Annotated in this window: 22 protein-coding genes and 1 pseudogene; 14 read left to right on the top strand and 9 right to left on the bottom strand. The window is 69.1% G+C overall.

Annotation, left to right across the window (positions count from 1 at the left end; genetic code table 11):
- Positions 1-104: 104 nt before the first annotated feature.
- Entirely contained in the window at positions 105-905 is an 801-nt protein-coding gene (locus tag BW949_RS11605; protein WP_083947742.1) for an extensin-like domain-containing protein, read from the top strand.
- Between the two features lie 14 nt (positions 906-919).
- Here the strand turns inward: BW949_RS11605 and BW949_RS11600 are convergent, their stop codons facing one another.
- The gene (locus BW949_RS11600) at positions 920-1,780 is read right to left on the bottom strand and encodes a hypothetical protein (RefSeq protein ID WP_076366224.1); all 861 of its coding nucleotides are present in this window, start codon (positions 1,778-1,780) and stop codon (positions 920-922) included.
- A gap of 127 nt (positions 1,781-1,907) precedes the next feature.
- Positions 1,908-3,236 carry a glutamate--tRNA ligase gene (gene gltX, locus BW949_RS11595; RefSeq protein ID WP_076366222.1) on the bottom strand — a complete coding sequence of 443 codons (1,329 nt, stop codon included), beginning with the start codon at positions 3,234-3,236 and terminating at the stop codon, positions 1,908-1,910.
- Positions 3,237-3,314: 78 nt separating this feature from the next.
- On the opposite strand from gltX, the gene BW949_RS11590 reads away from it, so the two are divergent.
- Positions 3,315-3,743 (top strand): metallopeptidase family protein, encoded by a 429-nt coding sequence (locus tag BW949_RS11590; protein ID WP_076366320.1) that lies wholly within the window; start codon positions 3,315-3,317, stop codon positions 3,741-3,743.
- Positions 3,744-3,874: 131 nt separating this feature from the next.
- Here the strand turns inward: BW949_RS11590 and BW949_RS11585 are convergent, their stop codons facing one another.
- Together BW949_RS11585 and BW949_RS11580 are read right to left on the bottom strand one after the other, a co-directional pair.
- On the bottom strand, positions 3,875-5,752 hold the full coding sequence (locus BW949_RS11585) for a TRAP transporter large permease (protein ID WP_076366220.1): 1,878 nt from the start codon (positions 5,750-5,752) through the stop codon (positions 3,875-3,877).
- Positions 5,749-6,333, bottom strand: a complete 585-nt coding sequence (locus BW949_RS11580; protein ID WP_076366218.1) for a TRAP transporter small permease subunit — start codon at positions 6,331-6,333, stop codon at positions 5,749-5,751. The genes BW949_RS11585 and BW949_RS11580 overlap by 4 nt, the downstream gene beginning before the upstream one ends.
- Positions 6,334-6,848: 515 nt before the next feature.
- Between BW949_RS11580 and BW949_RS11575 the strand changes: the two genes are divergently transcribed.
- Together BW949_RS11575 and ilvN are read left to right on the top strand one after the other, a co-directional pair.
- Positions 6,849-8,594 carry an acetolactate synthase 3 large subunit gene (locus BW949_RS11575; protein ID WP_076366318.1) on the top strand — a complete coding sequence of 582 codons (1,746 nt, stop codon included), beginning with the start codon at positions 6,849-6,851 and terminating at the stop codon, positions 8,592-8,594.
- Between the two features lie 12 nt (positions 8,595-8,606).
- Positions 8,607-9,167 carry an acetolactate synthase small subunit gene (gene ilvN, locus BW949_RS11570; RefSeq protein WP_076366216.1) on the top strand — a complete coding sequence of 187 codons (561 nt, stop codon included), beginning with the start codon at positions 8,607-8,609 and terminating at the stop codon, positions 9,165-9,167.
- Positions 9,168-9,304: 137 nt separating this feature from the next.
- On the opposite strand, the gene BW949_RS11565 is transcribed toward ilvN, so the two are convergent.
- Positions 9,305-9,592 (bottom strand): hypothetical protein, encoded by a 288-nt coding sequence (locus BW949_RS11565; RefSeq protein WP_076366214.1) that lies wholly within the window; start codon positions 9,590-9,592, stop codon positions 9,305-9,307.
- 283 nt (positions 9,593-9,875) lie between these two features.
- Here BW949_RS11565 and BW949_RS11560 point away from each other — a divergent pair, with 283 nt between their 5' ends.
- From BW949_RS11560 to BW949_RS11550, 3 genes are all read left to right on the top strand, one after another.
- Complete coding sequence (locus BW949_RS11560; protein ID WP_143524448.1) at positions 9,876-10,868, top strand: helix-turn-helix domain-containing protein; 993 nt, start codon at positions 9,876-9,878, stop codon at positions 10,866-10,868.
- A 463-nt stretch (positions 10,869-11,331) separates the two neighbouring features.
- Positions 11,332-11,487, top strand: coding sequence for a light-harvesting protein (locus tag BW949_RS11555; protein ID WP_076365019.1), 156 nt, complete (start codon positions 11,332-11,334; stop codon positions 11,485-11,487).
- 12 nt (positions 11,488-11,499) lie between these two features.
- Positions 11,500-11,685, top strand: a complete 186-nt coding sequence (locus BW949_RS11550; protein ID WP_076366210.1) for a light-harvesting protein — start codon at positions 11,500-11,502, stop codon at positions 11,683-11,685.
- Between the two features lie 405 nt (positions 11,686-12,090).
- Here the strand turns inward: BW949_RS11550 and BW949_RS11545 are convergent.
- A pseudogene (locus tag BW949_RS11545) lies at positions 12,091-12,369 on the bottom strand ((R)-mandelonitrile lyase); the annotation flags it as partial.
- 2 nt (positions 12,370-12,371) lie between these two features.
- Between BW949_RS11545 and BW949_RS11540 the strand changes: the two are divergent.
- The 3 genes from BW949_RS11540 (at position 12,372) to BW949_RS11530 (ending at position 15,556) form a co-directional block, all read left to right on the top strand.
- Positions 12,372-13,220 carry an NAD(P)-dependent alcohol dehydrogenase gene (locus BW949_RS11540; RefSeq protein ID WP_076366208.1) on the top strand — a complete coding sequence of 283 codons (849 nt, stop codon included), beginning with the start codon at positions 12,372-12,374 and terminating at the stop codon, positions 13,218-13,220.
- Between the two features lie 293 nt (positions 13,221-13,513).
- Entirely contained in the window at positions 13,514-13,867 is a 354-nt protein-coding gene (locus BW949_RS11535; RefSeq protein ID WP_076366206.1) for a cyclophilin-like fold protein, read from the top strand.
- Positions 13,868-14,161: 294 nt separating this feature from the next.
- Complete coding sequence (locus BW949_RS11530; RefSeq protein WP_076366204.1) at positions 14,162-15,556, top strand: PucC family protein; 1,395 nt, start codon at positions 14,162-14,164, stop codon at positions 15,554-15,556.
- Positions 15,557-15,903: 347 nt separating this feature from the next.
- Here the strand turns inward: BW949_RS11530 and BW949_RS11525 are convergent, their stop codons facing one another.
- Together BW949_RS11525 and eda are read right to left on the bottom strand one after the other, a co-directional pair.
- Positions 15,904-17,463 carry a 2-isopropylmalate synthase gene (locus BW949_RS11525; RefSeq protein ID WP_076366202.1) on the bottom strand — a complete coding sequence of 520 codons (1,560 nt, stop codon included), beginning with the start codon at positions 17,461-17,463 and terminating at the stop codon, positions 15,904-15,906.
- A 513-nt stretch (positions 17,464-17,976) separates the two neighbouring features.
- A complete protein-coding gene (eda, locus tag BW949_RS11520) occupies positions 17,977-18,633 on the bottom strand; it encodes a bifunctional 4-hydroxy-2-oxoglutarate aldolase/2-dehydro-3-deoxy-phosphogluconate aldolase (protein ID WP_235816284.1) in 657 nt (218 codons plus the stop codon).
- Between the two features lie 399 nt (positions 18,634-19,032).
- Between eda and surE the strand changes: the two genes are divergently transcribed.
- The 3 genes from surE to BW949_RS11505 are packed head-to-tail and all read left to right on the top strand — an operon-like array spanning position 19,033 to position 21,851.
- Positions 19,033-19,875: a 5'/3'-nucleotidase SurE gene (surE, locus tag BW949_RS11515; RefSeq protein ID WP_076366198.1), complete on the top strand. Its 843-nt coding sequence runs from the start codon at positions 19,033-19,035 to the stop codon at positions 19,873-19,875.
- Positions 19,872-20,564, top strand: coding sequence for a protein-L-isoaspartate(D-aspartate) O-methyltransferase (locus tag BW949_RS11510; RefSeq protein ID WP_076366196.1), 693 nt, complete (start codon positions 19,872-19,874; stop codon positions 20,562-20,564). Before surE ends, BW949_RS11510 begins: the two co-directional genes overlap by 4 nt.
- 54 nt (positions 20,565-20,618) lie before the next feature.
- Positions 20,619-21,851, top strand: a complete 1,233-nt coding sequence (locus BW949_RS11505; RefSeq protein ID WP_083947740.1) for a peptidoglycan DD-metalloendopeptidase family protein — start codon at positions 20,619-20,621, stop codon at positions 21,849-21,851.
- 192 nt (positions 21,852-22,043) lie between these two features.
- Here BW949_RS11505 and BW949_RS11500 read toward each other — a convergent pair whose 3' ends face one another.
- Positions 22,044-22,769, bottom strand: a complete 726-nt coding sequence (locus BW949_RS11500; RefSeq protein ID WP_083947739.1) for an SDR family NAD(P)-dependent oxidoreductase — start codon at positions 22,767-22,769, stop codon at positions 22,044-22,046.
- 117 nt (positions 22,770-22,886) lie between these two features.
- Between BW949_RS11500 and BW949_RS11495 the strand changes: the two genes are divergently transcribed.
- Positions 22,887-23,426 (top strand): biotin transporter BioY, encoded by a 540-nt coding sequence (locus BW949_RS11495; RefSeq protein WP_076366194.1) that lies wholly within the window; start codon positions 22,887-22,889, stop codon positions 23,424-23,426.
- Positions 23,427-23,430: the final 4 nt, after the last annotated feature.

Here is a 23,430-nt window from a genome sequence, read left to right as displayed (position 1 = left end):
TTGGGGTGTGCGCAGGTTCGGGGCGCGCGCATCTTGGCGGCCACCGATGAGACGAAAGACCCGCCCGCCGTTGGGCCTGCGGGCCGTTGGGGGCAGGGGGGGGCATGGGTCCGCGTGATCAGACAGGTGGGCGGCGGCGCCTCTGGCAGCCCTGGCTTCTGGGCCTTTGCGGCGCGCTTCTTCTTGCCGACGGGGCCGCGGCGCGGGCGCCGAGCCAATCGCCCTTTCCCGTGGCCCGCCCGCTCCTCTTGCCGGACCCGGTGCCCCTTGTGGCGGGGCAGGACCGCCCTGCGCGCGCGGGACTGCGCGATCCCGGATCGGGGGTGGGGGATGCGCCGCCCAGCTCTCCGCATCCGCCGGCCCGACCGCCCCGCGCGGCCCGCTCGGCCGGGGTCCTGTGTGGCACGGCCGGGATCGAGGGCGTCCGCGTGCCGGCCATTCCCGGCAAGATCCGGGGCTGTGGCCTGGTCGATGGCGTCAAGGTCAGCGCCGTCTCGGGGATCCGGCTCGCGCCGGCCGCGATCATGGATTGCCGCACGGCCAGGGCGCTCAAGACCTGGGTCGACCGGGGCATCGTGCCGGCGGTGGGCCGGCGCGGCGGCGGGCTGGCGGGCCTCGAGATCGCGGCGCATTACGCCTGCCGGACCCGCAACAACCAGCCCGGCGCCAAGGTGTCGGAACATGGGCGCGGGCGGGCGATTGATGTCTCGGGGCTGCGGCTGGCCAATGGTCAGGTGATCACCGTCTTGCGCGGCTGGCGATCCGAGCCGCGGATCCTGAAGGCAGTGCACCGCGCGGCCTGCGGCCCCTTCGGCACGGTGCTGGGCCCGAAATCGGACCGTTTCCACCAGGACCATATCCACGTCGACACCGCGCGCTCTCGCAGCGGGCCCTATTGCCGCTAGGGGCGCTCAGCCCGTCAGCGTGCCGGGGGGTGGCGCCAGGTCCGGGCCTGCCCCCGGTCATTCAGCCCGTCCTCGATCAGGCGGGCGCGCGCGCGGAATGCGGCCCGGTCGAACGGGGGGCCGCCGTCTGCGGGGTCCAGTCGCGCCAGAAGGGCCGCGATGGCCGCAGGGCTGGCCTTGCCGGGCTGGCGCTGCGCGGCCTCCATGCGGAAGGTGATGCGGTCGGGGAGGTGGCCGCCCGTGCGAAAGACGACATAACCGCCGTCGGCCAGGTCGTGACGGCGGATGCTGGCGGGGCAGGCGGGGTCATGGTCGATGCGCCCGGCATGGGCCTGCAACCGCGCGACCAGATCGCGCAGCGCGGCCCATTGCGCTTCGGGCCAGATTGCGTCGGTGCGGGCATTCGCCTGCGCGGCCCATTCCGGCCGGGCGGCGGGCGCCAGCGGATAGCGCGCATCGACCAGAACCATGCGATGAAGCTGCGTGAGGTTCGCGGGATCTGCGCCTCGGGCGGGAAAGGCGATCTCGCGCGCCAGCTTGGGCAGGTCGTGGCCGAATGTCTTCAGGTCGCGGTCGAACAGCGCACCGGGACATTGCGCATAGGCGCGGGTCAGCCCCGCCTTGGCGAACATCTCGGCGGCTTGGCCCAGAAGCAGCATCGCCGCGCGGGGCAGGGCGTAGACCTGGGTGTAAAGCTCTGCGTGGCGGCGCGAATCGAAGCGACCGGCGGCCTTCAGCTCCGCGCTGAATGCGCTCCGCCGCCGTTCCCAGAGCGCGCGCGTCTCCTCGGCGCTGGCCAGAAGGCCGCGACCCTCGGCCATCCAGTCGCCGTGGGCGTGGGTTCCGTTCGAGGTCGAGGTCAGGCGGTCGGTCATCGGGCACGCAAGCTTGGGCGGCGGGGGGCCATGATGACCGCGGGAGCGCCGATTGCCAAATGAAGACTGCCGTCCATGCAAAAGGCCGGCGGGGTACGCCGGCCTTTTCGGAAAACGGAAGGGGGGCTCAGCCCCGGCCGGGGATCTTCTGCAACAGCGGCAGCAGGCCCGCCATCTCGGGGCCGTGGTCCATCCCGGTCAGCGCCCGGCGCAGCGGCATGAACAGCCCGCGCCCCTTGCGCCCGGTGGCGGCCTTGACCGCATCGGTCCAGGCCTTCCAGGTGGTCTGATCGAACGGCCCCGCGGGCAGCATCTCCAGCGCCTGGGCGATGAATTCGGCATCCTCGGGCGCGATCACGGGTTCGGCGCCTTCAAGCACCAGCGCCGCCCATTGATCGAGATCCGAGATCCGGGTGATGTTGTGGCGCGCGACCTCCCAGAAGTCGGCGGCCATGTCCTCGGGGATGCCCAGCATGCGGATATGGGTGTGCACCGCCTCGTAGGGCAGGTTCTGGTTGCGCTCGCGGGTGAGCGGCCACAGATCCTCGGGGTCGAAGCGGGTGGGGGCGGCGCCGAATTGCGACAGATCGAACGCGTCCGCCAGCTCGTCGAGGCTGATCTTCAGCTCGACCGGCAGCCCCGAGCCGAGCCGCGCCATCAGCGACAGCAGCGCTTCGGGGGCCACGCCCGAGGCCCGCAGATCGCGCAGCGAGAGCGCGCCCAGCCGCTTGGAGAGTTCCTCGCCCTGCGCGCCCGTCAGCAGCGAATGGTGGGCAAAGGCCGGCGGCGTGCCGCCCAGCGCGCGCATGATCTGGATCTGGGTGGCGGTGTTGGTGACGTGGTCGGCACCGCGCACGATATGGGTCACGCCCATCTGGATGTCATCGACCGAGGAGGCGAAGGTATAGAGCACCTGCCCGTCGGCGCGGATCAGCACCGGGTCGGACACCGAGGCCGCGTCGATCGACAGATCGCCCAGGATGCCGTCGGTCCATTCGATGCGCTCCTGATCGAGCAGGAAGCGCCAATAGCCCTCGCGGCCCGTCGCGCGCAGGCTTTCCTTGTCGGCCTCCGACAGGCTCAGCGCGCTGCGGTCATAGACCGGCGGCTTGTGCATGTTGAGCAGCTTCTTGCGCTTGAGGTCCAGCTCGGTCGGGCTCTCGAAGCATTCATAAAGGCGCCCCGTCGCGCGCAGGCTCTCGGCGGCGGCCTCGTAGCGGTCGATGCGCGCGGATTGGCGCTCGAGACGGTCCCATTCGAGGCCCAGCCATTCGAGATCTTCCATCAGCGCGTCGATATATTCCTGGCGCGAGCGCTCCTGATCGGTGTCATCGAGGCGCAGGATGAACGTGCCCCCCGATTTCCGGGCGATCAGATAGTTGAAGAGCGCGGTGCGCAGGTTGCCCACATGAATGAACCCCGTGGGCGAGGGGGCAAAGCGGGTGACGGTGGTCATGGGTCTCTCCTGTTGGGACACGCTCTTTCACAAGGCGGGGCGTTTGTCCATATCAGGGCAGGGATGAAGGAGATCTGCATGGACGAAACGGGCAAGCAGGGGGGCAGTTTCGCCCAAGGTCCGGCGCCGTCGCTGGCGCTGCTCGAGGATCTGGCGCGCGCAGCACTTGCGCGTCTGCCGCAGGCGTTTGCGGGGCCGGCGCGGGCGGTGGTGCTGCGGGTCGAGGACTGGCCCGACGACGCCATGCTGGACGAGATGGGGATCGAGGATGCCTACGAGCTGACCGGGCTTTATGAAGGCGTGCCGCTGACCGAGAAATCGGTGATGGATCAGGCCGGCGGGCCGGATGTGATCTGGCTTTTCCGGCGGCCGATCCTGGATGAATGGGTGGACCGGGGGGATGTGGCGCTGGCCGATCTGGTGGCGCATGTGGTGATCCACGAGATGGCGCATCATTTCGGCTGGTCCGACGATGACATCGCCAGCATTGACCGCTGGTGGGAATAGCGCCTTGGCTGCGGCCCCGAAAGGTGCGCGGTTCCCATGAAGAACGGTCTCCAGGAAACACGGGCACCACGAAAAAGGCCCCCGCCGATGCGGGGGCCTTTCAACTTGTCACGTGGAGCGCGCGCGGGGCGCTAGTTGCCCGCCGGGGGCAACCCGCCCAGACCCATCGGCGCGGGAACGCCCGGCGTGTTGGCCCCGGCATCGGGGGCGGGCGCCGCGGGCTGCGGGGCGCCGGGGCTGCCGATCGGCGGCAGTCCGAAGGCCGGAGCCGGAGCCGCGGGCGCGCCGCCCGGTGCGCCGGGCGATCCGATCGGGGGCAGGCCCATCCCCATGCCGCCCCCCAGATCGCCGCCCGGTGCGCCCAGCGGGGTCAGACCGCCCAGACCGCCGCCCAGCCCCGGCATCGCCGGAAGCTCCATCTGGATCTTGGACGGGTCGATGGCCGGGCCCTTGTAGTGCATCACCATCTGCGGGAAGGCGATCACCAGGCCGATCATCAGGATCTGGATCCCCACGAAGGGCACCGCCCCCCAGTAGATCTGCGAGGTCTTCACCGGCTCGGTCAGCTTGCCCGTCACCTTGTCGAGATAAGGCACGCGCGGCGCCACCGAGCGCAGGTAGAACAGCGCGAAGCCGAAGGGCGGGTGCATGAACGAGGTCTGCATGTTCACCCCCAGGATCACCCCGAACCAGATCAGGTCGATGCCCAGCTTCTCGGCCGCGGGGGCCAGAAGCGGCACGATGATGAAGGCCAGCTCGAAGAAGTCCAGGAAGAAGGCCAGCAAGAAGACCAGCACCGAGACCACGATCAGGAAGCCCATCTCGCCGCCCGGCAGCGAGGTCAGCAGATGCTCGACCCACAGGTGCCCGTTGACGCCGTAGAAGGTCAGCGAGAAGACCCGCGCGCCCAGCAGGATGAACAGCACGAAGGCCGACAGCCGCGTGGTCGAGGCCAGCGCCGAGCGCACCACCTCGAGGCTGAGCCGGCGCTTGATCGCGGCCAGCGCCAGCGCGCCCACCGCGCCCATGGCGCCGCCCTCGGTCGGGGTGGCGATGCCAAGGAAGATCGTGCCCAGCACCAGGAAGATCAGCGCCAGCGGCGGGATCAGCACGATCACCACCTGCGAGGCCAGCCGCGACATCAGTTTGAGCTTCAGCACCCGGTCGAGCACGGCGGCAAGATAGACCACCACCACCGCCAGCGCTGCCGCCAGGATGCCGGCGTTGTTGCCGTGGCTTTCGGCCAGCCAGCCCTTGGCCCAGAGGAAGATCCCCAGCGCCGCGGCGATCGCCACGACAAGCGAGGTCACCCCCGAGCCCAGCGTGCGGGCCTCCTTGGGCAGGGCGGGCATGGCTTGCGGGCGCACGATCGACACGATCAGCACATAGCTGAGATAGATCCCCGTCAGCACGAGGCCGGGGATCAGCGCGCCCTTGTACATGTCGCCCACCGACCGGCCCAGCTGGTCGGCCAGCACGATCAGCACCAGCGACGGCGGGATGATCTGCGCCAGCGTCCCCGAGGCCGCGATCACCCCCGAGGCCACGCGCCGGTCATAGCCATAGCGCAGCATGATCGGCAGCGAGATCAGTCCCATGGCGATGACCGAAGCCGCGACGACCCCCGTCGTGGCCGCCAGCAGCGCCCCCACGATGATGACCGCATAGGCCAGCCCGCCGCGCACCGGTCCGAAAAGCTGCCCGATCGTGTCGAGAAGATCCTCGGCCATGCCGGATCGTTCGAGCACGATCCCCATGAAGGTGAAGAAGGGAATGGCCAGCAATGTCTCGTTGGACAACACCCCCCAGAACCGTTCGGGCATGGCGTTGAGCAGCGGCCAGGACAGCGTGATCGTGCCCTCGGACAGCGGCGCCAGCTCCACCCCGATCAGGAAGAACAGAAGACCATTGGCCGCCAGTGCGAAGGCCGCCGGATAGCCCAGCAGCAGGAACATCACCAGCGAGGCGAACATGATCGGCGCCATGTTCTGTGCGATAAGCTCCATCATTTGGAGATCTCCCCGGCCAGTTCCTCGCCCTCGCGCTCGGCCGCCTCATGCGAGGAGACGAAGGGCGTGGGATCCTCGATCCGCCCGGTCATCACCGCGATCTTCTTGATGATCTCCGAGATGCCCTGAAGGAACAGCAGGATGAAGCCTACCAGCAGCAGCATCTTGGCCGGCCAGATGACCAGCCCGCCGGCATTGGTGGACATCTCGCCCGACCGCACCGACAGCATGACATAGGGAAAGAGAAGATAGAGCATGATCGTCACGAAGGGCATCAGGAAGAACAGATGCCCCAGCAGGTCGATCCAGTGCTGCACGCGCCGCGACAGCGCGCCATAGATGATGTCGATGCGGATATGCTCGTTTTGCTTGAGCGTGTAGGCCGCAGCGCCCAGGAAGGCCGCGCCGAACAGATACCATTGCAGTTCGAGCCAGGCGTTCGACGACATGTTGAGCGTCTTGCGGATGATCGCGTTCGTGGCCGAGACCAGGACCGCGACAAGGATGAGCCATGAGACCGATTTGCCGATGAACTCGTTCATCCTGTCGATTGCGCGCGACAGGGCCAGTAATGCGCCCATCCGTTCCTCCCCTAGATTTCCTCTGTCCGTTTGCCGGTGTCCGTTTGCCGGAGCTTGGGGTTCAGCTATGCCCCGGCCCGGCCCCCAGCGTCAATCGCCCACGATCCCGCGACGCAAGGGAAAACCGCCCCCTTGCAGGGCCACTGCGGCGTTTGGGGGCAGAAGGCGCGGGGGCGGGGGCGGGCCGGCCTGCGCGATCGCCCCCGGCGGGGGTGTTTCCTGCCGCCGGGGCTGTGCGGATTTTGCGATATTGCGGGGGCTGGCCTCAATTGCGCAACTATTGAAAACATCGGCGGCCCTGCTGCGACAGAATATTCACGCTTTTTGCGTTGACGCCCCGATGTGGCCGCCCTAAACAGGCCCAAGTCAGGAAACAGCGGAGGCCAAGGTGGCCGTATCTGTCGTAAATCGCGGAAAGATGCGCATGGGCCGCTAGCGGCTGACCCAGGTGGTTTCCCATGCGCCCCCGAATTCCGGGGGCTTTTTCTTGGCCAGACGGGCTGATGGAGTGGATGATGTCTCGGACGATGACCGGCGCGAAAATGGTGGTTCAGGCCCTCAAGGATCAGGGGGTCGAGGTGGTCTTTGGCTACCCCGGCGGCGCCGTGCTGCCGATCTATGACGAGATCTTCCAGCAAAACGACATTCGCCACGTTCTCGTGCGTCACGAACAGGCGGCGGTGCACATGGCCGAGGGCTATGCCCGCTCGACCGGCAAGCCCGGCGTCGTGCTGGTGACCTCGGGGCCGGGGGCGACGAACGCCGTCACCGGCATGGTCGATGCGCTGATGGATTCGATCCCGATCGTGGTCTTCACTGGCCAGGTGCCCACCTTCATGATCGGCACCGACGGCTTCCAGGAAGCCGATACCGTCGGCATCACCCGCCCCTGCACCAAGCACAACTGGCTGGCCAAGGATACCGACCGTCTGGCCGGCATCATCCACGAGGCCTTCCATGTCGCCACCTCGGGCCGTCCGGGTCCGGTGCTGATCGACATTCCCAAGGACGTGCAATTCGCCACCGGCACCTATACCGAGCCCCGCCAGGCCCGCGTCGATCACTACAAGCCGCGGCTCAAGGGCGACATCGAGGCGATCACCCGGCTGGTCGAACTGATGGAGAGCGCCGAGCGGCCGATCTTCTACACCGGCGGCGGTGTCATCAACTCGGGGCCGGGCGCCAGCCAGCTTCTGCGCGAGCTGGTCGATGCCACGGGCTTTCCGATCACCTCGACGCTGATGGGGCTCGGGGCCTATCCGGCCTCGGGCAAGTCCTGGCTGGGCATGCTGGGGATGCATGGTCTCTACGAGGCCAACCTGGCCATGCACGGCTGCGACCTGATGATCGCCATCGGCGCGCGCTTCGACGACCGCATCACCGGGCGGGTGTCGGATTTCTCGCCCGACTCGACCAAGGCGCAGATCGACATCGACGCCTCCTCGATCAACAAGATCGTGCATGTCGACCTGCCGATCCTGGGCGATGTGGGCCATGTGCTCGAAGATCTGCTGATGATCTGGAAGTCGCGCGGGCGCAAGACCAACCGCGCCGCGCTGGCGGGCTGGTGGAAGCAGATCGACGCCTGGAAAGAGGTCAAGTGCCTGAGCTACGCGCCCTCCGAGACGGTCATCAAGCCGCAATATGCGCTTGAGCGGCTGGAGGCGCTGACCAAGGGGCGCGACCGCTACGTGACCACCGAAGTGGGTCAGCACCAGATGTGGGCGGCGCAATTCCTGGGCTTCGAGGCGCCGAACCGCTGGATGACCTCGGGCGGGCTGGGCACCATGGGCTATGGCTTCCCGGCCTCGATCGGGGTGCAGATCGCCCATCCCGAAAGCCTGGTCATCAATATCGCGGGCGAGGCGTCCTTCCTGATGAACATGCAGGAGATCGGCACGGCAATGCAGTTCCGCGCCCCGGTCAAGCAGTTCATCCTGAACAACGAACGCCTGGGCATGGTGCGCCAGTGGCAGGATCTGCTGCATGGCGGGCGCTATTCGCAGAGCTGGTCCGAAAGCCTGCCCGATTTCGTGAAACTGGCCGAAGCCTTCGGGGCCAAGGGCATCCAATGTTCGGACCCGGCCCAGCTTGACGATGCGATCATGGAGATGATCGAGTATGACGGGCCGGTGATCTTCGACTGCCTGGTCGAGAAGCACGAGAACTGCTTCCCGATGATCCCGAGCGGCAAGCCGCACAACGAGATGCTTCTGGCCGCGGACGCCGAGGCGTTCAAATCCGGCGCGGCCCTGGTCTGAGGAGGGGAGAAGATGGCGGCACTCAACATCAAGAAAGGCTCGTCGAGCCATTCCGCCTACGACCTGCGCGACTTTCATTCGCAGGCCGAACGCAGCCACACGCTGGCCCTGATCGTCGACAACGAGGCCGGTGTCCTGGCCCGCGTGATCGGTCTGTTCTCGGGGCGCGGCTACAACATCGACAGCCTGACCGTGGCCGAGACCGACCACAAGGGACATCGCTCGCGCATCACCATCGTGACCCGCGGCACCGAGGCCGTGATCGAGCAGATCAAGGCGCAGCTGGGCCGCATCGTGCCGGTGCACGAGGTTCACGACCTGACCGTCGAAAGCGCCGCGGTCGAGCGCGAGCTGGCGCTGTTCAAGGTGGTGGGCGGCGGCGACAAGCGCGTCGAGGCCCTGCGGCTGGCCGATATCTTCCGCGCCAATGTGGTCGATTCGACGCTCGAGAGCTTTGTCTTCGAGATCACTGGCACCTCCGAGAAGATCGACGCCTTTGCCGAGCTGATGCGGCCCTTGGGTCTTGCGGATGTGGCGCGCACCGGCGTCGCGGCGCTGTCGCGCGGCGCCTGAGGGGCGCGCGTCGGGGCCATATGGGGACCATATGGTGGCTTTGACAGGATGAGGGGCGGGCCGCCGGGTCCGCCCGTTTTCATGGGCGCTTTCCTCAGTGGCGCGGGGCTGGGGCCTCTTGCCGGGGCCGGACGCTGTCAGCCGCCGCAGCGCCCGCCCCGCCTGAAACCACCCCCGAAACCGCTCTGGCGGTCCTGGCCGGCGTCGTCGGCCTCCTGCGGCAGCACCCGCAGCCGCGCCGCGCGGCGCAGCCCGTCGGTTTCGGCGATGTCGAATTCGGCCAGGTCGCCCGTCTGCGGCCAATGCGGGCGCTGGCCCGGATGCAGGCTGGCGGCGCCGTTCAGATGCGCCAGCTGCGCAAGATCCTCGCACCAGATCGCGGCGGCCTGCCGTTCCCGGTTGCTCCAGACGATCACCCCCAGCATCGCGTCCCTGTCAGTGTCGTTGTGTGCATGATCCCCCCGCGGGGCTTCTCCCTTGGGTTGATCGTGGGTAGGGTCATATCATCCTCACGGCAAGTTGTGGACTTGTGTCGGGTCTGCCCGTTTCGGGTTCTGGACAGGACACAATGTCGCACGTTAGCATCATTTACCCAGAGATAGGGGCGAACCTCGGGAACGTGGCGTCAGGGCATGTTCGGCGCAGGCTTTTCGTGGCGGGCGCGGTGCAGACCCTGCGGCAAGGCTATTCCGAGCGTATGGAGGAAACATGTCAGATCTGATGGACCGGCGGGCGGCGGGTGCTGCGGCGCGCCCCGATCCGTCCGCATCGGCCGACCGGCGCGAGAGCGGGTCGGCCCAGACGCGCCCGCTTGCCGCCCTTGCGGCCAGGGCCCAGGGGCCGCGTGAGGCCGGAGCCCAGACGCCCGCCGCGCGTCCCCGGCGCGAGATCCGCGACCCGCGGGCCGAACCCTCGCCGGCCGCGCTGCGGGCCATGTTCGGGCGCAACCTGCGCGCGCTCTGCGAGGGTGGGCCGCCGGTGGCCGAATTGTGCCGCCGGCTGGGCATCAACCGCACCCAGTTCAACCGTTACCTGTCGGGCAGCGCCTTTCCGCGCCCCGATATCCTGTGGCGCATCTGCCGCTATTTCGACGTGGATGCCCGTGTGCTGCTCGAACCGCTCGAGGCGCAGCGCGAGCGCCCGGCGGGTTTCTTCACCGCGCTGGGCGCCACGGCCGACCGTCTCCAGGCCCCGTCCGAACGCTTCGCCGTGCCTGAAGAGATGCTGCGCCCCGGCGTCTATCGCTTCTGGCGCCGCGCCAGCCTGCACCCCGACCGCATGCTGGTCGGCATGGCCCGTGTCTGGCGCGAGGGGGTGGTGACGCTGTTTCGCACGCGCGAGCCCGAGGTTCTGGCCGCCGGGGCCCCGCGCGCGGGGGGGCTGCGCTCGACGCTGGTGTCGGGGGTGATGATGCGGGTCGAGGATGGCGTCGTGCTGTTGTGCGGCAACCGCCACAGCCGTCTGGTGCGCATGATCTATCTGCGCGCGGGATTCGCCGGATTGTCAGGGGTGTATTCCGGGCTGTCGGTGCTGGCGCGCGAACAGGTGGCCGGTCATGTCCGGGTGTCGACCTGCGCGCTGCAATTCGCCGGCGATGACGCGGCCGGGCTGCGGGCCTGGCGCCGTGCCGAGGCGCCGGCCCTGCGCCGGACCCCGCCCGAGGCCTTGCAGGATTACCTGTCCACGCCGGGGATTGCGTGACCGGCGCGGATCTCGCGGGCGCCGCGGACGCTGACCGGCCCCGAGGTGCTTGAATGGCCCGAAGCGCTTGAACTGCCCCGAAGCGCTTGAACTGAATGTGAAGGCGGGGGCGGGGAATCGCGCGAATGTTGCAATCGGCAACCCTGCGCGCGCTTTGCTGCGACATGCTGTGCCGGGGGGGCTCGATTCTGGCCTCTGCGCGGAAATCTTTTGTGCTTCCAATGCGCTGAATGCGCGCGGTTGGCAGATTTGATCGCCCGCGGAGGCCAATAAGTCGCACCCCAAAGGGCCATTTCGGGGCAATGAGGGCGTTGCGATTGTCACGGACTTGTGAGACTTTCTCCTTGTAACGAAACGGAGCGGGACGGAAGCCCGCAAGGGAAACCTCGAAAGCTCCAACGTTATCGAAGCCCGCGTGCAGGCCCTACACGCATAGTAGTCGAAACCAAGTTGGGAGACGACAATGACTGATGATCCGAACAAAGTCTGGCCGACGGGCCTGACCCTGGCGGAAGCCGAAGAAGTGCAAGCGCAACTGGTGCTCGGCACCCGCGTTTTCGGCGGCATCGCGCTGCTGGCCCACTTCCTGGCGGCCATCGCCACTCCGTGGCTCGGGTAAGGAGATACTGTCATGAATAACGCGAAAATGTGGCTCGTGGTCAAACCGACCGTTGGTGTTCCGCTGTTCCTGGCCGCCGTTGCGGTGTCCTCGTTCGCGGTCCACTACATGATCGTGACCAACACGACCTGGCTGGGCAAATACTACAACGGCTCGGCTGCCGCTGTGGAAGCCCCGGTGGAAGTCGCTGCTTCCTAAGGTCTTTGACCGGGGTCAACCCAATCCGGCTTGACCCCGGTTCCCTTGCGCAGGCCGGCCCCTAGGGGTCGGCCTGTGTGATTCCGGCCCCCCACGTGATCCGGGTCCACGCGGTTCGAGGTCTCGTGATTTCGGGCCCCAATTTCTGGCCCCCAAGTTCCGGCCTCCAATTTCTGGCCGGTCTTATGGCGTCGCGCCTGTCCGTGCTCCGCCGCGGATCTGGCCGCGGATCTGGCCGGCATCTCCCTCCGTCGCGTCCCGCATCGTCGCCGATCCCGGCGGCTGGTCCTGACGCGTCCCCCCTTCCCATGCGCCAATGAAGAACGGCCCGCGTCGGGGCGATTCCCTCGGGCGCGGGCCGATGTGATGGGTCGCGCGCCCGATCCGGGCGCAGGGCCTGCGTGCTCAGCCGTTGTAATCGGCGTCGGCCACCTTCTCGAGCCAGGTCACCGGCGCGCCGTCGATGCTTTCCTGGATGGCGATATGGCTCATCGCGGTGTCGCCCGACGCGCCGTGCCAATGTTTCTCGCCGGCCGGGAACCAGACCACGTCGCCGGCGGTCACTTCCTCGACCGGGCCGCCCTCGCGCTGCACGCGGCCGCGCCCGAAGGTGATGATGATGGTCTGGCCGGCCGGGTGGGTGTGCCAGGCCGTGCGCGCGCCGGGTTCGAAGGTCACATGGCTGCGTGGGCCGCGTCGTCGGCGTGGGCGCCGAGGTGGTCACGTTCCGCGAGGGCGATCATGCCGGCGTCGGCTGCATGGTCGACAGCTGCGGGGAATGCGAGAACTGCCTGGCCGACCGCGAACAGAATTGTCTCAACGGCACCACCTTCACCTATAATTCCCCCGACAAGGTGTCGGGTGGTGTGACCTATGGCGGCTATTCCAAGCGGATCGTCGTCAAGGAGGACTTCGCCCTGCGCATTCCGCCGGGGGTGGATCTGCCCGGTTTCGCGCCGCTTCTGTGCGCGGGCATCACCACCTTCTCGCCGATCAACCACCGGGATCTGAAGCCGGGCGAACGTTTCGGCGTGATCGGCATGGGGGGGCTGGGCCACATGGCGGTCAAGCTGGCCGCGGCCAAGGGCGCCGAGGTCGTGGTCTTCACCACCTCCGAGGGCAAGATCGCCGATGCCGGGGCCTTTGGCACCGCCGAGGCCTATCTGTGGTCGGACGAGGCGGCCATGGCCCGCAACCGCGCCAGCTTTGATCTGATGGTGTCGACGGTGCCGGTGGCCTGTCCGATGCAGCTTTTCCTGAACCTGCTCAAGCTCGACAAGACGCTGGTCAATGTGGGCGCGCTGTTCCCGATCGAGGGGGCGCAGGGCATGCTGATGGGCTTTGGCCGCCAGAGCCTGGCGGGTTCGATGATCGGCGGCATTGCCGAGAGCCGGGCGGTGATCGACTTTGCCGCCCATCACGGTATCGCCGCGACCTATGAGCTGATCACGCCGGATCAGATCAGCGCGGCCTGCGAGAAGGTGGTGAACAAGGAGGCCCGCTACCGCTATGTCATCGACATGACGCGGGCCTGAGCGGGCTGCGCGAAAGGGGGGCGACAGGGGCTTGGGGGCGGGGCGCGCGGGATCGCCCCTGCTGTTCCGGGTGCGCGCTCTCTTGATGCCCCCCTCGCGCGTCTCATGATGGAAAGGAAGGCGCCATGGACCGCCGCAAGATCTTGAGAATTGCGCTGGCCGCACCCGCGGGGGCCTTGTTGCGGGCTTCGCCCGTGTTGTCGCTTTTGCGGGCTTCGCCCGCGTTGACCCTGTTGCGGGCTTCGCCCGCGGGGGCGCAAGACGCCCGATCAGGTGCAGGAAAGGACAAGACCATGACCCGGATCCGCGTGATCGTTGCCGACACCACGCTGTCGGCCACGCTGGACGACACCCCCGCAGGGCGGGATTTCGCAGCCCTGCTGCCGCTCGATCTGACGCTGAACGATTATCACGGGATCGAGAAGATCGCCGATCTTCCGCGCAAGCTGGACACGAGCGGCGCGCCGCGGGCCTACAAGCCCGAGACCGGCGATATCACGCTCTATGCCCCCTGGGGGAACCTGGCGATCTTTCTCAAGCCGTTCTCGAGTTCTGCGGGGCTGGTGCGGCTGGGGGCCTTTGACGGCCCGATCGCGCCCTTGCGCCGCGAAGGCGGCCTGCCCGTGCGCATCGAGACCGTCGAGTGATCTTCTCCTGATCCCGCCTGACCCCGGCAAAGCGCGCGCGCGGGCGGATCGGGGCGCGCGTTGCGCAATTTTGGGGCCGTTTGCGCGGCCCGTTTGCGCGAGATGCGACGCATGGCGCGGGGGCGGGACATCACGGCGCTTGCCTTCCGGGGGAGCGCATGCAACTTGGGCTTGGTCTCACGCTCCGGACCCTTCGGCCCGCGTGCCGCCCCGCAACGGGGTCCGGTCCCGACAGGAAAGTTGCGCGCCGCCGGTCACGGGGGGCTGGTCGGGCGCGCAGAACGGGAAGAACTCATGTCTCGCCTGCGCAACATGGCCAGCCACGCCCTGATCTCGATCGGGCCGCGTTTCCTGCCCTTTGCCGATGCCGCGTCCGAGGATCTGCCGCTCAGCCGCCTGCTGCGTCTGTCGCTGTTCCAGGTGTCGGTCGGCATGGCGCTCGTGCTGCTGGTCGGCACGCTCAACCGGGTGATGATCGTCGAACTCGACGTGCCGGCCTCGCTGGTGGCGATCATGATCTCGCTGCCGCTCCTGTTTGCGCCCTTCCGCGCGCTGATCGGGTTCAAGTCCGACACCCATGTCTCGGCGCTGGGATGGCGACGGGTGCCCTACATCTGGAAGGGCACGCTGCTGCAATGGGGCGGCTTTGCCATCATGCCCTTTGCGCTTCTGGTGCTGTCGGGCAAGGATTACGCCGAGGGCACGCCGGAATGGATCGGGCAGGCCAGCGCCGGCATTGCCTTCCTGCTGGTGGGGGCGGGGGTGCACACGATCCAGACCGTGGGGCTCGCGCTGGCCACCGATCTGGCCCCGCGCGAGGATCAGCCCAAGGTCGTGGGGCTGATGTATGTGATGATGCTGGTGGGCATGATCATCTCGGCGCTTCTGTTCGGCTGGCTGCTCGACCCCTATTACCCGGCGCAGCTGATCAAGGTGATCCAGGGTGCCGCCGTGGCGACGCTGGTGCTGAACGTGATCGCGCTGTGGAAACAGGAGGCGCGGGACCGCTCGCGCACCGTCAAGCGCGACGACACGCCCGAGTTTTCCGACTGCTGGCGCGAGTTCATCCGCCGGCCCTATGCCTTGCGCGGGCTGATCGTGATCGGGCTGGGCACGATGGGCTTTGGCATGGCCGATGTGCTGCTGGAACCCTATGGCGGGCAGGTGCTGGGCATGACCGTGTCCGCAACCACCAAGCTGACGGCCATCTTCGCCGGTGGCGGGCTGGTCGGCTTTGCCTGGGCCAGCCGGGTGCTGAGCCGCGGCTATGACCCGCTGCGCATGGCGGCCTGGGGGGCGGCCTTCGGGGTGCCGGGCTTTGCCGCGGTGATCGCGGCCGCGCCTCTGGGGATGACGCCGCTGTTCCTTCTGGGCACGCTGATCGTGGGCTTTGGCGGTGGTCTCTTCGGCCACGGCACGCTGACCGCGACCATGCGCCTGGCCCCGCGCGAACAGGTCGGGCTGGCGCTGGGGGCCTGGGGGGCGGTGCAGGCGACCTCGGCCGGGGTCGCGGTGGCCGCGGGCGGCATCGTGCGCGACGTGATCCTGAGCCTGCCCGAGGGCCATATCTACGGCGAGGCGACGCCCTATCTGGCCGCCTATGTGATCGAGGTGGCCTTCCTGATCGCGGGGCTTCTGGTGATGGCGCCGCTCGTGCGCAACAAGACGCTGGCCGCCGAGCGCGTCTGACCCCTCCGCCAGGACATTCCTTGCAACGCGTCCCTTCGGGGGCGCGTCTTTTCATGCGCGCGCCCCGCCCCCCTATCCGCACCCCGCCCCCTATCCGCACCCCGCCCGGTGTCCGCGTCCCGCCCGATGTCCGCACCCCTCCCGCGCGGGTAGGGGACGGGAAGGGGCGCGCGGCCTGCCGGTCGTGTCGTCATCAGCGCGCGTGTTCGGGTGGGCACGGGTGCGGGGTGGTGCGGAAAGGGCAGGGGCGCGTTTCCGGGAACCGCGCGCCGCCGCCCCCACAAAGAAGAAACGCGCCCCCCCCCAGGGTGGGAAGGCGCGTTCCGGGGCATGGCGCGGTGTGGGGCTCAGAGCTTGTAGCTGATCGACTTCACATCCGCGTCGGGGGCGGTCTTCTGGCTGCGCACCCGCAGCCGGTTGAGCGCGCCGACATAGGCCTTCACGCTGGCCAGGATGGTGTCGGTATCGGCCGCCGAGCCGGTGACGATACGCCCCTCTTCCTCGAGGCGCACCGAGACGGTGGCCTGGGCGTCGGTGCCTTCGGTCACGGCATGGACCTGATAGAGCTTCAGATGCGCCTGCGTCGGATAGATCGCCTTCACCGCCTTGAAGCAGGCATCCACCGGCCCGTCACCCGTCATGCTGGCCGATTTCTCGATCCCGTCGACAAGCAGCTTCAGCTCGGCTTCCTGCCCGTCCGAGCCGCAGATCACGCGCAGCCATTTCACCTGAATGTAGTCGCTGTCGGTATTGGCGGCGCTGTCGGACATCAGCGCGATCAGGTCGTCGTCGTAGATTTCCTTCTTGCGGTCGGCCAGCGCCTTGAAGCGCACGAACACGTCATTGAGCTGGTTGTCGGCCAGATCGAAGCCCAGATCGGCCAGCTTGCTGCGCAGCGCCGCACGCCCCGAATGCTTGCCCATGGCGATATTGGTCTCGGTGATCCCGATATCGGCGGGCTTCATGATCTCGAAGGTCTCGACGTTCTTCAGCACGCCATCCTGGTGGATGCCCGATTCGTGCAGGAAGGCGTTCTTGCCGACGATGGCCTTGTTGAACTGCACCGGGAAGCCCGAGACCTGCGCCACGCGCCGCGACAGGTTCATGATCTTGGTCGTGTCGATCCCGGTCTGATAGGGCATCAGGTCGCGCCGCACCTTGAGCGCCATCACCACTTCCTCAAGCGCGGTGTTGCCGGCGCGTTCGCCCAGGCCGTTGATCGTGCATTCGATCTGGCGCGCGCCCGCCGACACGGCCGCCAGCGCGTTGGCCGTGGCCATGCCGAGGTCGTTGTGACAATGGGTGGCAAAGATCACCTCGTCGGCGCCGGGGACGCGCTCGATCAGCTCGCGGATGATCTCGGCGCTTTCGCTGGGCAGGGTGTAGCCCACCGTGTCGGGGATGTTGATCGTGGTGGCGCCGGCCTTGATCGCCACCTCGACCACGCGGGCCAGATAGTCACGCTCGGTGCGGATGGCATCCATGGGCGACCATTGCACGTTGTCGCACAGGTTGCGGGCGTGGCTGACGGTCTCGTGGATGCGCTCGACCATCTGGTCCTGATCGAGATTGGTGATCCCGCGATGCAGCGGCGAGGTGCCGATGAAGGTGTGGATGCGCGGCCGCACGGCATGGCGCACCGCCTCCCAGCAGCGGTCGATATCCTTGAAATTGGCGCGCGCCAGGCCGCAGATCACGGCGTTCTTCGTCTGCCGGGCGATGTCGCTGACGGCCTCGAAATCGCCTTCCGAGGCGATGGGGAAGCCCGCCTCGATGATGTCCACGCCCATCTCGTCGAGAAGGGCGGCGATCTCCAGCTTCTCGGTATGGGTCATGGTCGCGCCGGGTGATTGCTCGCCGTCGCGCAGGGTGGTGTCGAAGATGAATACGCGGTTCTCGTCGGTCATGGGTGTTCCTTGCCGGTCGCGGCCCTTGGATGGCGCGGGGATGCGCGCCGTGAATGATCTTGGGTGGGGAAGGGCGCGCTGGTCACCTCTGAGCGTTCGCGCCCAAGGGCACGCTCAGAGGCAGCTAAGCAGCAGCAGACCGCGGAGGTTGAGCACATGCGCCGACCCGGCGCAGCGGGCGCCGAGGGTCGCGGGAATATGCAGGGTCCGGGTCATGGCGGCGACTATAGGCAAGCCTCCGGAAAAGAAAAGCGCAAATTCCCCGACCCCACCCGACACCGCGCGCCCCGACACGCCCGGACGACGGGGGGGCAAGGCCGCACCTCCTCGGGGGCGGGGCGCCGGGCCCGCGCCCCACGCTGGCGGGGCCGGTGTGCCGATCCCGGTTGGCGGTGATCTGCCCGCGCGCCCTTGCCCCCTGCCGGCGGGGACGGCCGGTGCCGGGGGGGGGACGTGGGGTGCACGCCCGGTGCGGATCCGCGCGGCGGGGTGGGGCACTGCGCGGCAGGGGGCTCAGCGCGGCAGGGCGGCGGCCGCGCGCGCCAGGGCCTCGACCCCCGCCCAGTCGCCGCGCGCCAGAAGATCGGGCGGGGCCACCCAGCTTCCGCCCACGCACATCACGTTCGGCAGGCGCAGATATTCGGCCGCGTTCTCGGGCCCGATCCCGCCGGTGGGGCAAAAGCCCGCCTGCGGCAGTGGCCCCGCCAGCGACTTCAGCAGCGCTGTCCCGCCCGCCGCCGCGGCCGGAAAGAGCTTCATCGCATCATGCCCGCGCGCCAACAGCGCCATGACCTCGGAGGCGGTGGCCGCGCCGGGCAGGAGCGGCAAGCCCTCGGCCTCGGCCGCGGCCAGAAGGTCGGGCGTGGCCCCCGGCGAGACCCCGAACCGCGCGCCCGCCTGACGCGCGGCGCGCACATCTGCGGGCGTCAGCAGCGTGCCCGCACCGGGGATCGCGCCGGGCAGATCGGCCATGGCGGCAATGGCCTCAAGTGCGGCGGGCGTGCGTAGCGTCACCTCGAGCATGGGCAGCCCGCCCGAAACCAGCGCCGCCCCCAGCGCGCGCGCATCGACCCCCGGCGCGATCACCAGAACCGGCACCACGGGCGCGGCCGCGGCCATCTCGCGCAGGCGGGCGCTTTGCTCGGTGGGGGGCATTGGGTGGGGGGACATCGGGAAACCTCCGGGGGTTGGGACGCGCGCGCGGGGGTGCTCGCGGGGGTGCTACGGAACGGGGCCGGCGCGGTTTCGGCGCAGACGGGCCCCCGCCCTGGTGCGGCGAAACGTCCCTGCCGTGGTAGCGCGCGGGGGCGCGCTTGTCCATCGCGGCGGGTCTGCGGCCCGGTTTCGGCCGCGTCCCCCCCCGTCCCCCCCCCGTCCCCCCGCGCGTTTCCCCGTCCCCCCTCAAGGCGCGGGTTCCGCGCGCGCCCTTATCCCGCCCGCGTGCCGCCTTTGGCGGTGCAATCGCGCGCCGCCCGTGCAAGGGAACGGAATTTCACGCCCCTGTCGCGTGGGCGTTGCTTGCTGCGCGGGGCCGGCCAAGCTAATCAGGGGGCAATCTGGGGGTGCACCATGCGGATTCTGATCACCAACGACGACGGCATCAACGCACCGGGGCTCGAGGTTCTGACCGCCATTGCCGAGGCGGTCGCGGGCCCCGACGGCGAGGTCTGGACCGTCGCGCCCGCCTTCGAGCAATCGGGGGTAGGGCATTGCATCTCCTACACCCATCCGATGATGATCGCGCGCATGGGCCCGCGCCGCTATGCCGCCGAGGGCAGCCCGGCCGATTGCGTGCTGGCGGGCCTTTACGACGTGCTTCAGGGCGGGCGGCCCGATCTGGTGCTGTCGGGGGTGAACCGGGGCAACAACGCCGCCGAGAACGCGCTCTATTCGGGCACCGTGGGCGGTGCGCTCGAGGCGGCCCTCCAGGGCCTGCCGGCGATCGCGCTGTCGCAGTTTCTCGGCCCCGAGACCGACGATCTGGACGACCCGTTCGAGGCCGCGCGGGTGCATGGCGAGGCGGTGGTGCGCGCCCTGCTCGCGCGCGCGCCCTGGGACGGGGGCGATTACCGCATCTTCTACAACGTCAATTTCCCGCCCGTGGCCGCGCGCAACGTCAAGGGCATGAAGGCCGCGGCGCAGGGCTACCGCACCGACACCTTCTTCGGGGTCGAACCGCATGTCTCGCCCTCGGGGCGCAAGTTCCTGTGGATCACCGGCGGGCCGCAGCATCTGCCCACCGCGCCCGGCACCGATGTGGCGGCCAACCTTGACGGCTACATCTCGGTCACGCCGATGCGCGCCGATCTGACCGCGCATGACGCGCTGGCACGGCTGGATGAGGCGCTGGGCGGCACGGCGGCGACGGACAAGGCGGCGGGGAGCACGGCGGCGGGGGACGCGCCCGAATGACCGAAGCGCCGCCTTCCCAGACGCCGCCACCGCTCACGGCCGAGGCGCTGGCCGAGCGCAAGATGCGCTTTCTCTATGCCGTGCGCTCGAAGGGGGTGATCGACGCGCGCGTGCTGGCGGCCATGGAACATGTCGACCGCGGCCGCTTCGTGCGCGGGCTCTTTGCCGAACGCGCCTACGAGGACATGCCGCTGCCCATCGCCTGCGGGCAGACGATCTCGCAGCCCTCGGTGGTGGGGCTGATGACGCAGGCCGCCGAGGTGGGCCCGCGCGACAAGGTGCTCGAGGTGGGGACCGGCTCGGGCTATCAGGCGGCGATCCTGGCGTGCCTGGCGCGCCGGGTCTACACCGTCGACCGCCACCGCCGTCTGGTGCGCGAGGCCGAGGCCGTCTTTGCCGATCTGGGCCTGGCCAATATCACCGCGATGACGGGCGACGGCTCGTTCGGGCTGCCCGAACAGGCGCCCTTCGACCGCATCATGGTCACCGCCGCCGCCGAAGACCCGCCGGGGCCGCTCTTGGCCCAGCTCAAGATCGGCGGTATCATGATCGTCCCGGTGGGCCAGTCGGACACGGTTCAAAGCCTGATCCGTGTGCGCCGGCTGGAAACGGGGTTCGACTACGAGGAATTGCGCCCGGTTCGCTTCGTCCCGCTGATCGAGGGGCTGGGCCAGGACGATGCTGGATAATCCGAAGGGGGCCGCCCGTGACGCGCCCCCCGCAAGACATGAGGACACGAGCCGATGACCGCCTTGCCGCGCCTTGACCGCACCGCCGATGCCGCCCTGCTCCGAACCCGTCCCCGCCTGCGCGGGCTGCGGGGGGTTCTTCTTGTCTCGGCCGCGGCGGTCGGGCTGGCCGCCTGTGACGAGGCCGGGAATTTCGACCCCGATCTGCGGCGCCTGTCGCGCAGCAATTTCAGCACCACCGATGCGGCGCGTCATGCCACCGCCGACCGTCCCGCGCCCGATGCGCGCGGCGTGATCTCCTATCCCAATTACCAGGTCGTGGTGTCGCGGCGGGGCGACAAGGTGGCCGATGTGGCCGCGCGGGTGGGCGTCGAGGCGGGCGAGCTGGCCCGTTACAACGCGCTGGACCCCGACACCGTGCTGGGCAAGGGCGAGGTGCTGGCGCTGCCGCGGCGTGTGGCGCCGGCCCCGGCAGGCGCCGAGCGGGTGGACATCACCACGCTGGCCTCGGGTGCGATCGACCGAGCCTCGGCGGGCCAGACCAGCGCGCCCGCGGCGCCTGCCACGCCCGCCGCCGGCCCCGAGCCCATTCGCCACAAGGTCACCCGCGGCGAGACCGCCTATTCCATCGCGCGCTATTATGACGTGCCGGTGCGCGCGCTGGCCGAATGGAACGGGCTGCCCAGCGATCTGGGCGTGCGCGAGGGGCAATATCTGATGATCCCGGTGGCCGCGACCGCGCGCCGCGAGGCCGCCGCCACGAGCACCGCGCCGACCTCGGCGCCGGGGCAGGGCAGCGCGACGCCGGTGCCGCCCTCGGCGGCGATGCCCCTGCCCGCCGAGAAGCCGCCGACCGCCGCTGAAAGCCGGGCCGCCGCCGAACGTGCCACCCCCCCCCGCGAGAACCTGGCCGCCAACCGCACCGCGGCGTCCAATTCGGCGCGCATGCAGATGCCGGTCCAGGGCGCGATCATCCGCCCCTATCAGAAGAAGAAGAACGAAGGCATCGACATCGCCGCCAAGCCCGGCACCGCGGTGCAGGCCGCCGCCGACGGGACCGTGGCCGCGATCACCAAGGACACCGATCAGGTGCCGATCCTCGTCATCCGCCACGACGGCAACCTGCTGACGGTCTATGCCAATATCGACAATGTGGCCGTGGCCAAGGGCGCCAAGGTCTCGCGCGGGCAGACCATTGCGCGGGTGCGCGCCGGCACGCCGGGCTTTGTCCATTTCGAGGTCCGCCAGGGCTTCGAGAGCGTCGACCCGATGCCCTATCTGCAATGATCCGGCCGGGCCCTGTGGCCCGGCGCCTCTGTCTTGCCGCGACGCCGCCCCTTGGGGCGGCGTCTTGCGTTCGGGGGCTTGGGGCGTTCGCGGTGGGGCCGTGATGCAAACGGCCCGCCGCGGGAGGCGACGGGCCGGGAAGGGGGCCAGACGGGGCCGAAGGTGGGGCGCGCGGTCGGGGCGCGGTTTGGCTCAGCCCAGGGCGAAATGCGCCGCAACCAGATCGCGCGCGACCGCATGCGGGTCGGTCAGCGGCGCGCGATCCTCGCCGGGGAAGAAGCGCGCGCGCACCGCGGTCGGCATCGGCGGCGGCGTGACGATCTCGACCCGCGGGCCGATCTTGGCGCTCTCGGCGGCCCAGCTCTGCGCATAGGCGATCTGGCCGGCCTTGGTCGCGCCATAGAGCGAGAAGAACGGCTGGCCCGCGCGCGGATCGTCGAAGAACATCGCCTTGCCCTCGCGCGCGCGCAGGAGCGGCTCGATCAGCGCGATCAGCTTCGCGGTGGCGATCACGTTGGTCTTGGTCGAGGTCTCGAGATCCTCGGGGTCGAAATGGCCCGTGGGGGTCAGGGGGGCGGCGTGGATCGCGGCATGGACCCAGGCGCCGATCCCGCCCCAGCGCGTGCCGGTGGCATTGACCAGATGTTCCATCGCGCCCTGTTCGCAGATGTCCATCGGGGCCAGCGTGGCGCTGCCGCCCGCGGCCTGGATGCGGTCGTCGAGCCCCTCGAGGCCGCCTTGGGTGCGTGCCACGGCCAGGACGTGCCAGCCCTCGCGGGCCAGTGCCTCGGCCATGGCAAAGCCCAGCCCGCGCGAGGCGCCGGTGACAAGGGCAATGGGTTTTCCGGCCGAAGGATCATGCGCGGGCGCGGCCGCGTCAGCCGGGGTGGAGGCGGGGGGGATCTGTTCGGTGCTCATGCCGCCCGATTAGGCCCGAGGGCGCCACGCCGCAAGAGGCGGCGTTGACATCCGGGCCCGGCGCGGCGAAATTGCACGCCGAATTTACCGTAGTCCGAATTCCGAAAGGTTCGCCCCATGACGCTGTCCCAGGCCCTGCTGCCGACCCGTTCGCTGGCCGTCCAGGCGCTTCTTGCGCTGGCCGGCTCGGCGCTGATTGCCGTTGCCGCCAAGATCTCGGTGCCGATGTTCCCCGTCCCCATGACGCTGCAGACGCTGGCGGTGATGCTGGTCGGCATGACGCTGGGCGCGCGCGCCGGCGCGGTGGCCACCGCCCTTTACGTGGCCGAGGCTGCGGCCGGCCTGCCGGTGCTGGCGCCGGGTTCCGTCTTCGGCGGCCCGACGCTGGGCTTCGTTCTGGGCTTCGTGCCGATGGCCGCGGTGGCGGGCCTGGCCGCCGATCTGGGCGCGCGCCGCTTCGTGCCGGCGCTGATGGGCGCGGTGGCGGCCAGCCTCGTGCTCTATGTGCCGGGCGTGCTGTGGCTCGACGCCGCGACCGGGCTGAACATGACCGGCGCCATCGAAAAGGGCATGCTGCCCTTCCTGGCCGGCGACATGGTCAAGTCGGTCATCGCCGCGATGCTGATCTCGGGCGCGTGGAAAGCCCTGCGCCGCTGATCGG

The organism is Phaeovulum vinaykumarii, from assembly GCF_900156695.1.
Classification (GTDB): domain Bacteria; phylum Pseudomonadota; class Alphaproteobacteria; order Rhodobacterales; family Rhodobacteraceae; genus Bieblia_A; species Bieblia_A vinaykumarii.
The sequence above is the reverse complement of the archived record's forward strand: the minus strand, read 5'-3'. Positions and strand labels throughout refer to the sequence as shown.

What these genes read in the sequence shown, in the direction of transcription:
- BW949_RS11530 (WP_076366204.1), top strand. Translation starts at nt 14,162, where the DNA reads ATGTCTCGCCTGCGCAACATGGCCAGCCACGCCCTGATCTCGATCGGG.
- BW949_RS11495 (WP_076366194.1), top strand. Translation starts at nt 22,887, where the DNA reads ATGACGCTGTCCCAGGCCCTGCTGCCGACCCGTTCGCTGGCCGTCCAG.
- BW949_RS11555 (WP_076365019.1), top strand. Translation starts at nt 11,332, where the DNA reads ATGACTGATGATCCGAACAAAGTCTGGCCGACGGGCCTGACCCTGGCG.
- BW949_RS11535 (WP_076366206.1), top strand. Translation starts at nt 13,514, where the DNA reads ATGACCCGGATCCGCGTGATCGTTGCCGACACCACGCTGTCGGCCACG.
- surE (WP_076366198.1), top strand. Translation starts at nt 19,033, where the DNA reads ATGCGGATTCTGATCACCAACGACGACGGCATCAACGCACCGGGGCTC.
- BW949_RS11560 (WP_143524448.1), top strand. Translation starts at nt 9,876, where the DNA reads ATGTCAGATCTGATGGACCGGCGGGCGGCGGGTGCTGCGGCGCGCCCC.
- BW949_RS11500 (WP_083947739.1), bottom strand. Translation starts at nt 22,769, where the DNA reads ATGAGCACCGAACAGATCCCCCCCGCCTCCACCCCGGCTGACGCGGCC.
- BW949_RS11585 (WP_076366220.1), bottom strand. Translation starts at nt 5,752, where the DNA reads ATGATGGAGCTTATCGCACAGAACATGGCGCCGATCATGTTCGCCTCG.
- BW949_RS11510 (WP_076366196.1), top strand. Translation starts at nt 19,872, where the DNA reads ATGACCGAAGCGCCGCCTTCCCAGACGCCGCCACCGCTCACGGCCGAG.
- BW949_RS11575 (WP_076366318.1), top strand. Translation starts at nt 6,849, where the DNA reads ATGTCTCGGACGATGACCGGCGCGAAAATGGTGGTTCAGGCCCTCAAG.
- BW949_RS11600 (WP_076366224.1), bottom strand. Translation starts at nt 1,780, where the DNA reads ATGACCGACCGCCTGACCTCGACCTCGAACGGAACCCACGCCCACGGC.
- BW949_RS11565 (WP_076366214.1), bottom strand. Translation starts at nt 9,592, where the DNA reads ATGCTGGGGGTGATCGTCTGGAGCAACCGGGAACGGCAGGCCGCCGCG.
- BW949_RS11505 (WP_083947740.1), top strand. Translation starts at nt 20,619, where the DNA reads ATGACCGCCTTGCCGCGCCTTGACCGCACCGCCGATGCCGCCCTGCTC.
- eda (WP_235816284.1), bottom strand. Translation starts at nt 18,633, where the DNA reads ATGTCCCCCCACCCAATGCCCCCCACCGAGCAAAGCGCCCGCCTGCGC.
- BW949_RS11580 (WP_076366218.1), bottom strand. Translation starts at nt 6,333, where the DNA reads ATGGGCGCATTACTGGCCCTGTCGCGCGCAATCGACAGGATGAACGAG.
- ilvN (WP_076366216.1), top strand. Translation starts at nt 8,607, where the DNA reads ATGGCGGCACTCAACATCAAGAAAGGCTCGTCGAGCCATTCCGCCTAC.
- gltX (WP_076366222.1), bottom strand. Translation starts at nt 3,236, where the DNA reads ATGACCACCGTCACCCGCTTTGCCCCCTCGCCCACGGGGTTCATTCAT.
- BW949_RS11550 (WP_076366210.1), top strand. Translation starts at nt 11,500, where the DNA reads ATGAATAACGCGAAAATGTGGCTCGTGGTCAAACCGACCGTTGGTGTT.
- BW949_RS11525 (WP_076366202.1), bottom strand. Translation starts at nt 17,463, where the DNA reads ATGACCGACGAGAACCGCGTATTCATCTTCGACACCACCCTGCGCGAC.
- BW949_RS11590 (WP_076366320.1), top strand. Translation starts at nt 3,315, where the DNA reads ATGGACGAAACGGGCAAGCAGGGGGGCAGTTTCGCCCAAGGTCCGGCG.
- BW949_RS11605 (WP_083947742.1), top strand. Translation starts at nt 105, where the DNA reads ATGGGTCCGCGTGATCAGACAGGTGGGCGGCGGCGCCTCTGGCAGCCC.